General features: G+C 42.6%; 15 protein-coding genes. 14 read left to right on the top strand and 1 reads right to left on the bottom strand.

Features of this window, described 5'->3' with window-relative positions; translation table 11 throughout:
* Positions 1-9: 9 nt before the first annotated feature.
* The 11 genes from HMPREF9188_RS06880 (at position 10) to HMPREF9188_RS06825 (ending at position 11012) form a co-directional block, all read left to right on the top strand.
* Positions 10-561, top strand: coding sequence for a GNAT family N-acetyltransferase (locus HMPREF9188_RS06880; RefSeq protein WP_009730373.1), 552 nt, complete (start codon positions 10-12; stop codon positions 559-561).
* Positions 562-724: 163 nt separating this feature from the next.
* Positions 725-1435, top strand: a complete 711-nt coding sequence (gene ccdA2 / locus HMPREF9188_RS06875) for a thiol-disulfide oxidoreductase-associated membrane protein CcdA2 (protein ID WP_009730372.1) — start codon at positions 725-727, stop codon at positions 1433-1435.
* A gap of 13 nt (positions 1436-1448) precedes the next feature.
* A complete protein-coding gene (locus HMPREF9188_RS06870) occupies positions 1449-2012 on the top strand; it encodes a redoxin family protein (protein WP_000759258.1) in 564 nt (187 codons plus the stop codon).
* Positions 2013-2021: 9 nt separating this feature from the next.
* Complete coding sequence (gene msrB / locus HMPREF9188_RS06865) at positions 2022-3134, top strand: peptide-methionine (R)-S-oxide reductase MsrB (protein ID WP_009730371.1); 1113 nt, start codon at positions 2022-2024, stop codon at positions 3132-3134.
* A gap of 222 nt (positions 3135-3356) precedes the next feature.
* Positions 3357-4094, top strand: a complete 738-nt coding sequence (locus HMPREF9188_RS06855; protein ID WP_009730370.1) for a response regulator transcription factor — start codon at positions 3357-3359, stop codon at positions 4092-4094.
* On the top strand, positions 4091-5782 hold the full coding sequence (locus HMPREF9188_RS06850) for a cache domain-containing sensor histidine kinase (RefSeq protein ID WP_009730369.1): 1692 nt from the start codon (positions 4091-4093) through the stop codon (positions 5780-5782). The genes HMPREF9188_RS06855 and HMPREF9188_RS06850 overlap by 4 nt, the downstream gene beginning before the upstream one ends.
* Before the next feature lie 109 nt (positions 5783-5891).
* Complete coding sequence (locus HMPREF9188_RS06845) at positions 5892-6455, top strand: TIGR01440 family protein (protein ID WP_009730368.1); 564 nt, start codon at positions 5892-5894, stop codon at positions 6453-6455.
* Positions 6456-6511: 56 nt separating this feature from the next.
* Positions 6512-7039, top strand: coding sequence for an AAA family ATPase (locus HMPREF9188_RS06840; protein ID WP_009730367.1), 528 nt, complete (start codon positions 6512-6514; stop codon positions 7037-7039).
* A 233-nt stretch (positions 7040-7272) separates the two neighbouring features.
* Positions 7273-8991: an aminodeoxychorismate synthase component I gene (pabB, locus tag HMPREF9188_RS06835; protein WP_009730366.1), complete on the top strand. Its 1719-nt coding sequence runs from the start codon at positions 7273-7275 to the stop codon at positions 8989-8991.
* Between the two features lie 124 nt (positions 8992-9115).
* A complete protein-coding gene (locus HMPREF9188_RS06830; RefSeq protein ID WP_009730365.1) occupies positions 9116-10075 on the top strand; it encodes an ROK family glucokinase in 960 nt (319 codons plus the stop codon).
* Positions 10076-10172: 97 nt separating this feature from the next.
* Positions 10173-11012, top strand: a complete 840-nt coding sequence (locus HMPREF9188_RS06825; protein ID WP_009730364.1) for a thymidylate synthase — start codon at positions 10173-10175, stop codon at positions 11010-11012.
* 42 nt (positions 11013-11054) lie between these two features.
* On the opposite strand, the gene HMPREF9188_RS06820 is transcribed toward HMPREF9188_RS06825, so the two are convergent.
* Entirely contained in the window at positions 11055-11225 is a 171-nt protein-coding gene (locus HMPREF9188_RS06820) for a DUF3042 family protein (RefSeq protein ID WP_001051782.1), read from the bottom strand.
* A 120-nt stretch (positions 11226-11345) separates the two neighbouring features.
* Between HMPREF9188_RS06820 and miaA the strand changes: the two genes are divergently transcribed.
* Genes miaA through HMPREF9188_RS06805 form a run of 3 tightly spaced genes read left to right on the top strand, consistent with a single transcriptional unit; the run spans position 11346 to position 14077 of the window.
* Complete coding sequence (gene miaA, locus HMPREF9188_RS06815; protein ID WP_009730363.1) at positions 11346-12230, top strand: tRNA (adenosine(37)-N6)-dimethylallyltransferase MiaA; 885 nt, start codon at positions 11346-11348, stop codon at positions 12228-12230.
* Complete coding sequence (gene hflX / locus HMPREF9188_RS06810; RefSeq protein WP_009730362.1) at positions 12223-13461, top strand: GTPase HflX; 1239 nt, start codon at positions 12223-12225, stop codon at positions 13459-13461. The genes miaA and hflX overlap by 8 nt, the downstream gene beginning before the upstream one ends.
* The gene (locus HMPREF9188_RS06805) at positions 13454-14077 is read left to right on the top strand and encodes a hypothetical protein (RefSeq protein ID WP_009730361.1); all 624 of its coding nucleotides are present in this window, start codon (positions 13454-13456) and stop codon (positions 14075-14077) included. The genes hflX and HMPREF9188_RS06805 overlap by 8 nt, the downstream gene beginning before the upstream one ends.
* The last annotated feature ends 14 nt before the right edge of the window (positions 14078-14091 follow it).

Below are 14091 nucleotides of genomic sequence, written 5' to 3'. Positions count from 1 at the left end.
GGTAACATCATGAAAGCAATCGGTACGCAAACGTTGCAGACGAAACGATTGATTTTGAGAAGATTTGTGGAAAGTGATGCAGAAGCTATGTTTGAAAATTGGGCTTCGTCTGCTGAGAATCTGACCTATGTCACCTGGGATCCCCATCCTGATGTCGATGTGACTCGAAACTCAATTCGCAATTGGGTTGCCTCTTATGCCAATCCCAACTATTACAAATGGGCGATTTGCCTCAAGGAAAACCCAGAACAAGTGATAGGTGATATCAGCATCGTTGATATGGATAAGAACGATTCTTCTTGTGAAATTGGGTATATTTTAGGAAAAAATTATTGGAGCCGAGGTATGATGACGGAGGCCTTGAAAGCTGTCTTAGACTTTTGTTTTACTCAAGCAGGCTTTCAAAAGGTCAGAGCTCGTTACGCCAGTCTTAACCCAGCTTCAGGCCGTGTGATGGAGAAGGCTGGAATGTCCTATCTAAAAACTATTGCCAATGGTGTGGAGAGAAAAGACTACGTTTCGGACCTTATTTATTACCAGATAATTAGGGAAGACAGGTGATTTTCTTTTCTGTTTCTATCAAAGTCAGACCTTGTCTGGCTTTTTTTGTACCATATTTCTGAATAAACTGATTAAATTCCTATTTTTTCCTATCATTGTCCCTGTTTTTTCTTAGAGTTGGGAATTATAATAGACTTAACAAATCAAAGAATGGAGGAAGGCAATGGACAATGTATTCTTTTTTATCAGTGTTTTTCTTGCTGGAATTCTTTCCTTCTTTTCTCCTTGTATCTTACCCTTGTTACCGGTCTATGCAGGGATCTTGTTGGATGACAAAGATGGTGCTCAGGCTTCTAGCGGAAAAATTTCAATCTCACTTGTTAGTTTAGTGCGAACTCTGGCCTTTATAGCGGGGATTTCTTTTATCTTTATCTTACTGGGCTATGGAGCTGGTTTTTTAGGCAATTTGCTGTATGCTTCTTGGTTTCAGTATGTGACAGGTGCAGTTATCATTCTCTTGGGCTTACACCAGATGGAAGTCTTACATTTGAAGGGGCTCTACAAGGAAAAAAGGCTACAATTAAAGAGACAGGGTCAAAACGCTAACGGCTATAGTCAGGCATTTTTACTGGGGTTGACCTTTAGTTTTGCTTGGACGCCATGTGTGGGGCCAGTTCTGGGGTCTGTTTTGGCCTTAGCGGCTTCAGGTGGCTCAGGTGCTTGGCAGGGAGCTGGTCTCATGTTGGTTTACACGCTAGGTTTGGCGCTACCATTTTTGGTTCTAGCTCTCGCCTCCAGCTATGTTTTGAAACATTTTCGAAAACTCCATCCTTACCTCGGAACCCTCAAAAAAGTGGGTGGTTTCCTCATTATCCTGATGGGAATCTTGGTGCTTTTGGGAAATGCTTCTATTTTGACAAGATTATTTGAATAGAGAGGAAGAAGAAATGAAGAAATGGCAAACATGTCTACTTGGAGTAGGCTCAATCTGTTGCTTGGCAGCTTGTTCGGCTAAAAACATGTCAGACGAATCAACTATGAAGGAGCAAACCAAAACAGAACAAGTCGGTGCGCAAACTGCGACTAAAGGTCAGGCAGTCGCTGATTTTGAACTAACAGGAGTAGATGGTAAGACCTATCGTTTATCTGACTACAAAGGCAAGAAAGTCTATCTTAAATTCTGGGCTTCTTGGTGTTCCATCTGTCTAGCCAGCCTTCCAGATACGGACGAAATTGCTAAGGATGCTGGTGATGACTACGTAGTTTTGACAGTGGTATCTCCTGGCCACAAGGGGGAGCAAGCAGAAGCGGACTTTAAGAACTGGTACAAGGGCTTGGATTATAAAAATTTTCCAGTTCTAATTGATCCGTCAGGCAAACTTTTGGAAAGTTATGGTATTCGTTCTTACCCGACTCAAGCCTTTATAGACAAGGGAGGCAAGCTGGTCAAAACGCAACCAGGTTTTATGGATAAGGATATGATTTTAAAGACATTGAAAGAAATGGGGTAGAGAAAGATCATGAATGATAAAGTAAAATTGTTTGTCTTGGCAGGGGTCATTCTCCTAGCCATAAGCGGTTTCTATTTTCTATTGATGCGAAATGCAGGCCAGACAGATAGCTCGCAAATTGAGAAAGCGTCAGTTAGCCAAGGAGGAAAAACAGTGAAAAAAACAGAGATTAGCAAAGACGCAGACTTGCACGAAATTTATCTAGCTGGGGGATGTTTCTGGGGAGTGGAGGAATACTTCTCACGCGTGCCTGGAGTGACAGATGCCGTTTCAGGCTATGCAAATGGTAGAGGGGAAACAACCAAGTACGAATTGATTAACCAAACAGGACATGCAGAGACTGTCCATGTCACCTATGACGCCAACCAAATTTCCCTCAAAGAAATCCTGCTTCATTACTTCCGCATTATCAATCCAACCAGCAAAAATAAACAAGGAAATGATGTGGGGACTCAGTATCGTACCGGCGTTTATTACACAGATGACAAGGATTTGGAAGTAATCAATCAAGTCTTTGATGAAGTTGCTAAAAAATATGACCAACCTCTAGCAGTTGAAAAGGAGAACTTGAAGAATTTTGTAGTGGCTGAGGATTACCACCAAGACTATCTCAAGAAAAATCCAAATGGTTACTGCCATATTAATGTCAATCAGGCGGCCTATCCCGTCATTGATGCCAGCAAATACCCCAAACCAAGTGATGAAGAATTGAAAAAGACCTTGTCACCTGAAGAGTATGCAGTCACCCAGAAAAATCAAACAGAACGAGCTTTCTCAAACCGCTACTGGGATAAATTTGAATCCGGTATCTATGTGGATGTGGCAACTGGTGAACCCCTCTTTTCATCAAAGGATAAGTTTGAGTCGGGTTGTGGCTGGCCTAGTTTCACCCAGCCCATCAGCCCAGATGTGGCTACTTACAAGGAAGATAAGTCCTACAATATGACACGCATGGAAGTAAGAAGCCGAGTTGGAGATTCTCACCTTGGCCATGTCTTTACGGATGGACCACAGGATAAGGGAGGCTTGCGCTACTGTATCAATAGTCTCTCTATCCGTTTTATTCCCAAAGACCAAATGGCAGAAAAAGGCTATGCTTATTTACTAGATTATGTCGATTAATACTCTTCGAAAATCTCTTCAAACCACGTCAGCGCCGCCTTACCGTAGGTATGGTTACTGACTTCGTCAGTTCTATCTGCAACCTCAAAGCTGTACTTTGAGCAACTTGCGGCTAGCTTCCTAGTTTGCTTTTTGATTTTCATTGAGTATAAGAGGGCTTTCCTAAGCAGTTAGAGGAGAATTTTGCTATACTGATACTAGTAAGCGGTAAAGGAGCAGAGCATGACCTACACAATCTTAATCGTAGAAGATGAGTATCTGGTAAGACAAGGCTTGACCAAGCTGGTCAATGTAGCAGCCTACGATATGGAAATCATCGGTCAGGCTGAAAATGGAAGACAGGCTTGGGACTTGATTCAAAAGCAGGTGCCAGATATCATTTTAACCGATATCAATATGCCTCAGCTAAATGGCATCCAGTTGGCCAGTCTGGTACGAGAAACCTATCCTCAGGTGCATTTAGTTTTTTTAACTGGCTACGATGATTTTGATTATGCCTTGTCTGCTGTCAAACTAGGTGTCGATGACTATCTGCTCAAGCCCTTTTCTCGTCAGGATATTGAGGAAATGTTGGGGAAAATCAAGCAAAAACTAGACAAGGAAGGAAAGGAAGAGCAGTTACAAGATTTACTGACCGATAAGTTTGAAGGAAATATGGCCCAGAAGATCCAGTCTCATCTAGCTGATAGCCAATTCAGTTTAAAGAGCTTGGCCAGTGACTTGGGCTTTAGTTCGACTTATCTGAGTTCCTTGATTAAGAAAGAGTTGGGCCTGCCTTTTCAGGATTATTTGGTGAGAGAGCGTGTCAAACAAGCTAAGCTCTTGCTTCTGACCACAGATTTAAAGATTTATGAGATAGCCGAAAAGGTTGGTTTTGAAGATATGAACTATTTTACCCAACGCTTTAAGCAGATTGCAGGTGTGACACCTCGTCAGTTTAAGAAGGGAGAAGGTCGATGAAGCGTTCGTCTCTCCTAGTCAGAATGGTTATTTCCATCTTTCTAGTCTTTCTCATTCTCCTAGCTCTGGTTGGGACTTTCTATTATCAATCTAGTTCATCAGCCATTGAGGCTACCATTGAAGGCAATAGCCAAACGACTATCAATCAAGCTAGCCACTTTATCCAGTCTTATATCAAAAAATTAGAAACAACCTCGACTAGTTTGACCCAGCAGACGGATGTCTTAGCCTATGCTGAGAATCCTAGTCAAGACAAGGTCGAGGGAATCCGAGATTTGTTTTTGACCATCTTAAAGGCAGACCAGGACTTGAAAACGGTTGTGCTGGTCACCAAATCCGGTCAGGTCATTTCTACAGATGATACAGTGCAGATGAAAACTTCCTCAGATATGATGGCTGAGGACTGGTACCAAAAGGCTATTCATCAGGGGGCTAAGCCCGTTTTGACGCCAGCTCGTAAATCAGACAGTCAGTGGGTTATTTCTGTCACTCAAGAACTTGTTGATGCAAAGGGAGCCAATCTGGGCGTGCTTCGCTTAGACATTTCTTACGAAACCTTGGAAGCCTATCTCAACCAACTCCAGTTAGGCCAGCAGGGTTTTGCCTTTATCATCAATGAAAATCATGAATTTGTCTACCATCCTAAACGTACTGTCTATAGCTCAGCAAGTGAAATGGAGGCCATGAAACCCTATATTGAGACAGGGCAGGGTTATACTCCAGACCACCAATCTTACGTCAGTAAGGAAAAGATAGCAGGAACTGATTGGACGGTGCTTGGAGTGTCTTCACTGGAAAAGTTAGCCCAGGTTCGGAGTCAACTCATGTGGACCTTGCTTGGGGCTAGTGTCACATCCCTTCTTGCCTGTCTCTGTTTGGTATGGTTCAGTCTTAAACGCTGGATTGCCCCTTTGAAGGACCTGAGAGATACCATGCTGGAAATTGCTTCTGGTACACAAAATCTTCGAGCCAAAGAAGCTGGCGCCTATGAACTGAGAGAAGTGACTCGCCAGTTTAATGCTATGTTGGATCAAATTGATCAGTTGATGGCAGATGTGTGCAGGCAGGAAGAAGCAACCCGGCAGTATGAACTTCAAGCACTGTCGAGCCAGATTAACCCCCACTTTCTCTATAACACCTTGGACACTATCATCTGGATGGCTGAATTTCAGGATAGTCAGCGAGTGGTTCAGGTGACCAAGTCCTTGGCGACCTATTTTCGCTTGGCGCTCAATCAAGGAAAGGATTTGATTTCTCTTTCTGATGAAATCAATCATGTCCGCCAGTACCTCTTTATCCAGAAACAACGCTATGGTGATAAGCTGGAGTATGAGATTGATGAAGAACCTGACTTTGGTAACCTAGTCTTACCCAAGTTGGTGTTGCAACCCCTTGTAGAAAATGCCCTTTATCACGGCATCAAGGAGAAAGATGGACAGGGACATATTAAAGTTTCCGTCCAGAAAAAGGATTCAGGACTAATCATCCGCATTGAGGATGATGGTGTTGGTTTCCAAGCTACTAGCGATAGTAGTCAAAGTCAGCTCAAACGTGGGGGAGTTGGTCTTCAAAATGTTGACCAACGGCTCAAACTTCATTTTGGAGAAGATTACCAAATGAAGATTGATTCTATTCCCTCAAAAGGTACGACAGTTGAAATATACATAAATGGAATAGAAACTAGTTAACTCCCAGTCAATTCTGGGAGTTTTGCTTTAAAAAATTAGAATAATCAGTTCGCCTTGATAAAATCAGTAAAAAAAGATATGATAGATAGTGACAAAAGAGGTATCAAGTATGAAGGAAAAAGACATTCAAAGGGCAACAAGCCAGATTGTAGAAGATGTATTAGAAAAGGCCAATTTGAAGCAAGGAGCTATCTTTGTATTGGGCCTTTCTTCTAGTGAGGTTATAGGTGGTCAGATTGGCAAGGAATCCAGTCAAGAAATTGGGGAAATCATTGTGAAGACCATCCTAGATATCCTAGAGGATAAAGGAATTCATCTAGCTGTTCAAGGTTGTGAACATGTCAATCGAGCTCTCGTTGTTGAACGTCAGGTGGCAGAGCAGTTTGGTCTGGAAATCGTCAGTGTCCTTCCAACTCTTCATGCAGGGGGTTCGGGTCAGTTAGCTGCCTTTAAGTTTATGCAGGATCCAGTTGAGGTCGAATTTATCGAGGCTCATGCTGGATTGGATATCGGAGATACTGCAATTGGCATGCATGTCAAGCATGTGCAGGTACCGATTCGTCCTGTACTACGAGAGATTGGGCATGCCCATGTAACGGCTCTCGCAAGTCGTCCAAAATTAATTGGAGGTGCGCGTGCGCAGTATCCAGAAGATTCTATTAGAAAGTCATAAGTGGGCTGAGAATGATCATAAGTTAGAGATAGATTTCAAGTATATAGAGGTTAAATTTGGAAAATTGTGTTTATATCATTTCGGGTCCCCCAGGTGTTGGAAAGAGCACTGTCAGCAAAGAGTTGGCTTATTCTTTTGACAAAAGTGCAGTTATAGAGGGGGATATGATTTACTTAATGATAAAAAGTGGTCTCGTAGCTCCTTGGGAAGATGATGGATTTTATATGGATTTGTTCTGGGATAATATCATCAGTCTGACCAATAATTTCTTGGATCGTGGCATTACTGTCGTGATAGAGTATGTCATATTTGAAGATCAACTGAAGAAAATTGCAGCCTTCTTAAAAGAAAAACAAATTAAGCTAAAATATTGTGTCCTAATAGCAGAAGAAGAAACCTTGAAAGATAGGGATTCTTCTCGGAAAGAAATTGAGAGAACAGGCGATTTATCAATCCAAGCAAGAAATGACTTCTTAGCTAAGAATAGTGAGAAACATCATTTTCTGTATACGGATGATTTAGATGTCAAAGAAACGGTAGGCATCATTAAAACTTCAAATCAATTTTTAATTTCTGAACAGTAAAAGACAGGGAGAGTAAGGGTATAGAAACCAAGATTCTCCCTGTTTTTTTGTTGAATTTGTTGTGTAAAGTACTTCAAATAAGACCAGCTTTTACAAGAAGAAGGGGTGCTATCTGATGGAGAGTTGCCAAAAGTAGAAAAAAGTAACTTAGAGAAGATTTTTCGTTATGGAAAACAGTAAACAAAGCTGGATTTAACTGTTCTAGGTCGGCTTTTTTGTGCTATACTTAAGATATGCATAGAAAAACAGTGATTGATTTTAGGGCTTTGGGGGAGAGATACACCTTTACCCAGCCGATCAAAGAGTTAAAAACGAGAGATTTAGCAGAAGTAGCAGACTTGCTGGCGCAAGTGGAAAGCTACCAAGAGCAAGGATATTATGTGGTGGGCTACGTCAGTTATGAGGCTGCACCTGCTTTTGAGGAAAAACTAGTAGTTCACAAGACTTCTCTACTAGGCGAGTATTTGCTTTACTTTACCGTTCACGATAAGGTGGAAACATCCCCTATTCCTCTGACTTATGAGGAAGTAGATTTGCCTTCAAAGTGGCGAGAACAAACATCTGCAGAGGACTATGAAAAAGCTATTGCCCAGATTCACCATCATTTGCGTCAGGGGAACACCTATCAGGTAAATTACACTGTCCAACTCAAGCAAGACTTAAGTGCCAATCCTTTTGCCATTTACAATCGCATGGTGGTTGAGCAGGAGGCGGGTTACAATGCCTATGTTGAACATGATGAGATGGCAGTGATTTCCATGAGCCCAGAGCTCTTTTTTGAGCAAAATGACCGAGAATTAACGACTCGTCCAATGAAGGGAACAACTAAACGTGGTCTGACTGACGATGAAGATTTGAAAGAGGCAGCTTGGTTGGAGCAAGATCCTAAAAATCGCTCTGAAAATATGATGATTGTCGATCTCTTGCGAAATGATATGAACCGTATTTCTGAAGTGGGCAGTGAATATGTGGAGTGTCTGTGCCAAGTGGAGCAGTATTCAACTGTTTGGCAAATGACTTCGACCATCAAGAGTCAGTTGCGAGAGGATGTGGACTTGGTTGCAATTTTTCAGTCACTCTTTCCTTGTGGATCCATAACGGGAGCTCCGAAAATTGCGACCATGGAAATCATCAAGAACTTGGAGCCACAACCCAGAGGAGTCTACTGCGGAACGATTGGTCTCTTACTTCCAAATGGGCGACGGATTTTTAATGTCGCCATTCGGACCATTCAACTGCATCAAGGGAAAGCCATCTATGGAGTGGGTGGTGGCATTACTTGGGATAGTACTTGGGAATCTGAATACCGAGAGGTTCATCAAAAGGCGGCTGTTCTCTATCGTAAACAAGCTCGTTTCAAACTGATTACTACTGGGAAAATCAGCCAGAAGAGCTTGCTGTTTGAAGATCAACATCTGGAAAGACTCCAAAAAGCTAGTCGATACTTTGCTTTTCCTTTTGATGCAGAAGACTTGAAACAAAAGATAGAGGAAGAATGTCAAGCTTGTGATTCCCACCAAGACTACCGTTTGCGAATCAGCCTCAGCAAGTCTGGAGAGATAGAAGTCGATCGTCAAGTATTAACACCCTTTAGTCCAAACTTCTACAAGGCAAAACTTTGCCTTCAGGAAGCTGATTTGCAACAAGCATTTACCTACTTCAAAACCACTTACAGACCACACTTAAGTCTAGGTAAACAGGAAATCATTTACCATAATGCAAGAGGAGAATTGCTTGAAACCTCTATTGGGAATCTGGTCTTAAAAATGAATGGCAAGCTCTATACACCACCTAGTACTCAAGGTATTTTACCAGGTATTTATCGTCAGCATTTGCTTGAGAGCAGGCAGGTAGAAGAAAAGGTCTTGACTGTAGATGATTTGGAGCAGGCAGAAACCGTTTATGCTTGTAATGCAGTTAGGGGTTTGTATGAGTTGGAATTCGAACCTTAAGAAATTGTAGCTTAGGCAAATGAAATGATAGAAATTAACAATAAAATCACGCAAACCTTTGCACAAAGTTGATGATTTTGTTATACTAGTACTGTAAGCATTTTCAATTAAAAAGGAGAAGACGATGAGTCAAAAGATTATTGGGATTGACCTCGGTGGAACTTCTATCAAGTTCGCTATTTTAACACAAGAGGGAGAAATCCAAGAAAAATGGTCTATTAAGACTAACATTTTGGATGAAGGAAGCCACATTGTAGACGATATGATTGAGTCTATTCAGCATCGTTTGGACTTGCTTAGATTGTCAGCTACGGATTTTCGAGGCATTGGAATGGGTTCACCTGGTGTGGTTGACCGTGAAAAAGGGACTGTTATCGGTGCCTACAACCTCAACTGGAAAACCCTTCAACCAATCAAAGAAAAGATTGAAAAAGCCTTGGGTATCCCATTCTTCATCGATAATGATGCCAACGTAGCTGCTCTTGGTGAGCGCTGGATGGGTGCTGGTGACAACCAACCGGACGTTGTCTTTATGACACTTGGTACCGGTGTTGGTGGCGGTATCGTCGCTGAAGGAAAACTGCTCCACGGTGTTGCTGGTGCAGCAGGTGAGCTTGGTCACATCACTGTTGACTTTGACCAACCAATCGCTTGTACCTGTGGTAAGAAAGGCTGTCTTGAGACAGTTGCTTCAGCAACAGGGATTGTCAATTTGACTCGTCGTTATGCGGATGAATACGAAGGCGATGCAGCTTTGAAACGCTTAATCGACGATGGAGAAGAAGTAACTGCTAAAACTGTTTTTGATCTTGCAAAAGAGGGAGATGACCTTGCCCTGATTGTTTACCGCAATTTCTCACGTTACTTGGGAATCGCTTGTGCCAATATCGGCTCCATCCTCAACCCTTCAACAATCGTCATCGGTGGTGGTGTATCAGCTGCGGGAGAATTCCTTCTACAAGGTGTTCAAAAAGTCTACGACGAAAATACCTTCCCACAAGTACGTACATCAACAAAATTGGCTCTTGCAACTCTAGGAAATGACGCTGGAGTTATCGGAGCAGCATCACTTGTATTGCAATAAAATAATAAAAGAGGAAAAAGGCTAACCTAGAGTTAGTAATGTTCCTCTTTTATTTTTTATGCTATACTAGTTAGGACAATAAATGAGGTGAGAGTAAATGACAAAAGCAGACACGATTTTTAAAGAGAATATTGAACGAATCCTCAAGGATGGTGTCTTTTCTGAGCAGGCACGTCCCAAGTACAAGGATGGAACTGTTGCTAATTCCAAGTACATAACGGGTGCCTTTGCTGAGTACGACTTGGCCAAGGGAGAGTTTCCCATCACGACCTTGCGACCCATTGCAATCAAATCCGCCATCAAAGAAGTCCTCTGGATCTATCAAGATCAGTCTAATAGCCTAGAAGTGCTAAATAGCAAGTACAATGTTCACTACTGGAATGACTGGGAAGTGGGAGACACGGGAACCATCGGTGAGCGCTATGGGGCGGTCGTTAAGAAACACGACATCATTAACAAGATTCTCAAGCAGTTGGAAGCTAACCCTTGGAACCGTCGCAATATTATCTCGCTCTGGGATTACGAGGCTTTTGAGGCAACAGAAGGCCTTCTTCCATGTGCTTTCCAGACTATGTTTGATGTCCGTCGAGTTGATGGGGACATCTATCTGGATGCGACTTTGACCCAGCGTTCGAATGACATGCTGGTTGCCCACCACATTAATGCTATGCAGTATGTGGCTCTACAGATGATGATTGCCAAGCATTTTGGTTGGAAGGTTGGAAAGTTCTTCTACTTCATCAACAACCTTCATATCTATGACAATCAATTTGAACAAGCAGAGGAATTGCTTGGTCGTGAACCGTCAAACTGCCAACCTCGTTTGGTTTTGAATGTGCCAGATGGGACTAATTTCTTTGATATCAAAGCAGAAGACTTTGAGTTGGTTGACTATGATCCGGTTAAGCCACAGCTGAAGTTTGATTTGGCTATTTAATAACATAAAAAGAAGTTGAGAAATCTCAACTTCTTTTGTTGCTTAATGTGATACGCGACGGCGAGCTGCTTTTTTACGGTTTTCTTCGATGAAAGCTGCTTTTTGCTCTTCTGGCTCAATCACTTTCTTTTTAATTGCGTATACTGCACCTGCAACGGCAGCGACAGTTCCTGCGACACCTGTTACAAGACCTTTAGCGAATCCTTTAGCCATGAGTCTTCCTCCTTTATCTTCCCGAACAGTCAGGCTCCTCAAGAGGTAGCATTTTTCTGACTGACTTTTTTGTGATATAATAATAGTAACGAAAAAATGGGAATTTTTCAAGGAAAAAAGATGAAAACAAAAATAATTGTGATTGTTGGACCGACTGCTGTTGGGAAGACAGCCCTTGCTATTGAAGTGGCCAAGCGCTTTGGTGGAGAGGTGGTCAGCGGTGACAGTCAGCAAGTTTATAGAAGGTTAGATATTGGGACGGCCAAGGCTAGCCCGGAAGAGCAAGCTGCTGTTCCTCATCATTTGGTTGATGTTAGAGAGGTGACCGAGTCTTACTCGGCTTTTGATTTTGTTTTGGAAGCAAAGAAGGCTATTGAGGATATTCATAGCCGTGGCAAGCTTGCTATTATAGCAGGAGGTACAGGACTTTATATACAGAGCTTGCTTGAAGGCTACCATCTAGGTGGGGAGACACCTCATGAGGAGATTTTAGCCTATCGAGCTAGTTTAGAGTCTTATTCAGATGAAGAATTAGCCCATCTTGTGGAGCAAGCAGGTCTTGAAATTCCCCAATTTAACCGTCGTCGAGCTATGCGTGCCTTAGAAATCGCGCATTTTGCTCAGGATTTGGAAAATCAAGAGACCTTGTATCAACCGTTGATTATTTGCTTGGATGATGAACGCAGTCAACTCTATGAGCGTATCAACCATCGCGTGGACCTCATGTTTGAGGCTGGGCTTTTGGATGAGGCTAAGTGGCTTTTTGACCATTATCCAGATGTTCAAGCTGCCAAAGGCATTGGTTATAAGGAACTCTTTCCTTATTTCCGTGGAGAGCAGACTTTGGATGAAGCTAGTGAGAGTCTCAAACAGGCGACGCGTCGCTTTGCCAAACGTCAGCTGACCTGGTTCCGTAATCGTATGCAGGTGACCTTTTATCAGATAGGTGAGTCTGGCGTGAAGGATCGCATTTTATGCCAGATTGAGGAGTTTTTAAATGATTGAGACGGAGAAAAAAGAGGAACGGGTCCTGCTCATTGGTGTTGAACTGCAGGGCATGGAAAATTTTGACCTCTCCATGGAAGAGTTGGCCAGTCTGGCTAAGACAGCTGGGGCAGTCGTTGTAGATAGCTACAGGCAAAAACGGGAAAAGTATGACTCCAAGACTTTCGTCGGTTCTGGTAAGTTGGAAGAAATCGCTCAAATTGTAGACGCCGAGAAAATAACGACTGTCGTTGTCAACAACCGTCTGACACCACGGCAGAATGTCAATTTGGAGGAAATTCTCGGAGTAAAAGTAATTGATCGTATGCAGTTGATTTTGGATATCTTTGCCATGCGGGCTCGTAGCCATGAAGGCAAACTCCAAGTTCACCTTGCCCAACTCAAATACCTCTTGCCTCGTTTGGTGGGACAAGGTATTATGCTTAGTCGTCAGGCTGGGGGAATTGGTTCCCGTGGACCTGGTGAAAGCCAGCTGGAGCTGAACCGTCGTAGTGTTCGCAACCAAATTACGGACATCGAGAGACAGCTCAAGGTCGTTGAGAAAAATCGGGCTACGGTCAGAGAAAAACGTTTGGAGTCGAGTACCTTTAAGATTGGTTTGATTGGTTACACCAATGCTGGGAAGTCAACTATCATGAACAGCTTAACCAGTAAGACCCAGTACGAAGCAGATGAGCTATTTGCGACTCTAGATGCGACGACTAAGAGTATCCATCTTGGTGGGAATCTACAGGTAACCTTGACTGATACTGTTGGCTTTATCCAGGATTTGCCAACAGAATTGGTGTCCAGTTTCAAGTCAACCTTGGAAGAAAGCAAGCATGTAGACCTTCTAGTTCATGTCATTGATGCTAGCAATCCTTATCATGAGGAGCATGAAAAAACGGTTCTGTCTATCATGAAAGATTTGGACATGGAGGATATTCCTCGCTTGACCCTTTACAATAAAGCTGATTTGGTGGAGGATTTTACGCCTACCCAAACACCGTACGCAATGATTTCAGCTAAGTCTCAAGGTAGTCGTGAGCAGCTGCAAGCTTTATTTTTAGAGAAGATCAAGGACATTTTTGAATCCTTTACCCTGCGCGTGCCTTTTTCGAAATCCTACAAGATTCATGATTTGGAAAGTGTAGCGATTCTTGAAGATCGTGACTACCAAGATGATGGAGAAGTGATCACAGGCTATATTTCGAAGAAAAATAAATGGAGATTAGAGGAATTTTATGACTGATATCAAAACCTTAGCCCTCAAGTATGGTGGCTATACCAGCCTTGATAAGGTTTATCTGGAGCAATTGTTAGCTGGTAAATCTGAGCAGGAGCAGTTAGCCCTCATCACCCCTCCACCTAGCGTGGTCAATGCTTACTTCGCAGAACTCTACCAGAAAAAGAGCCCTCAAGCTGCGACTGATTATTTTGCAGAACTTTCTCAGGAACTGAATCTCTATAATGCTGAGCCAAGTTTTACTCTAGAAAACAAGCCCTTTATTCGCCTTAATCTATCTGGCAAGTCTTTTGGTTTTTGCTATGAGAGTCAAGGTCTTGGGCGAATTTTCTCTGAGAATAAGGAAGTAATCTCGGATGACTTGCTCTTTGACATTGCTCAGATTTTCCCTCATCAGCTAGTCTATGAGGAGTCTGGAAAGATTTACATGAAGCCTGTCGGAGATGAGGAAGTTATTAGTGTGGAGAGTCTTACAGCTTTGACGGATTTGGAAAGTTTGGCGGATGGTCGCAAACGTCTCAAAGGCTACAGTCAAGAGGATTTATTACAGGAAGCTACTGCTTTTTCTGGCAAGCGCTATTTCAGATCGGAAAACCGCACAGCCATGTTATATATTGATTAATTAGAAAGTATCGA

The sequence above is a fragment of the Streptococcus sp. F0441 genome (assembly GCF_000314775.2).
In the GTDB taxonomy this organism is placed as follows: domain Bacteria; phylum Bacillota; class Bacilli; order Lactobacillales; family Streptococcaceae; genus Streptococcus.
Note: the sequence above shows the minus strand (reverse complement) of the source record. Positions and strands in the feature narration are given on the sequence as shown.

Bases quoted from the DNA above. Each gene is read 5' to 3' on its own strand.
- HMPREF9188_RS06845 (WP_009730368.1), top strand. From the start codon at position 5,892: ATGAAGGAAAAAGACATTCAAAGGGCAACAAGCCAGATTGTAGAAGAT.
- HMPREF9188_RS06820 (WP_001051782.1), bottom strand. From the start codon at position 11,225: ATGGCTAAAGGATTCGCTAAAGGTCTTGTAACAGGTGTCGCAGGAACT.
- msrB (WP_009730371.1), top strand. From the start codon at position 2,022: ATGAATGATAAAGTAAAATTGTTTGTCTTGGCAGGGGTCATTCTCCTA.
- HMPREF9188_RS06830 (WP_009730365.1), top strand. From the start codon at position 9,116: ATGAGTCAAAAGATTATTGGGATTGACCTCGGTGGAACTTCTATCAAG.
- hflX (WP_009730362.1), top strand. From the start codon at position 12,223: ATGATTGAGACGGAGAAAAAAGAGGAACGGGTCCTGCTCATTGGTGTT.
- HMPREF9188_RS06870 (WP_000759258.1), top strand. From the start codon at position 1,449: ATGAAGAAATGGCAAACATGTCTACTTGGAGTAGGCTCAATCTGTTGC.
- HMPREF9188_RS06855 (WP_009730370.1), top strand. From the start codon at position 3,357: ATGACCTACACAATCTTAATCGTAGAAGATGAGTATCTGGTAAGACAA.
- pabB (WP_009730366.1), top strand. From the start codon at position 7,273: ATGCATAGAAAAACAGTGATTGATTTTAGGGCTTTGGGGGAGAGATAC.
- miaA (WP_009730363.1), top strand. From the start codon at position 11,346: ATGAAAACAAAAATAATTGTGATTGTTGGACCGACTGCTGTTGGGAAG.
- HMPREF9188_RS06825 (WP_009730364.1), top strand. From the start codon at position 10,173: ATGACAAAAGCAGACACGATTTTTAAAGAGAATATTGAACGAATCCTC.
- HMPREF9188_RS06805 (WP_009730361.1), top strand. From the start codon at position 13,454: ATGACTGATATCAAAACCTTAGCCCTCAAGTATGGTGGCTATACCAGC.
- HMPREF9188_RS06850 (WP_009730369.1), top strand. From the start codon at position 4,091: ATGAAGCGTTCGTCTCTCCTAGTCAGAATGGTTATTTCCATCTTTCTA.
- ccdA2 (WP_009730372.1), top strand. From the start codon at position 725: ATGGACAATGTATTCTTTTTTATCAGTGTTTTTCTTGCTGGAATTCTT.
- HMPREF9188_RS06880 (WP_009730373.1), top strand. From the start codon at position 10: ATGAAAGCAATCGGTACGCAAACGTTGCAGACGAAACGATTGATTTTG.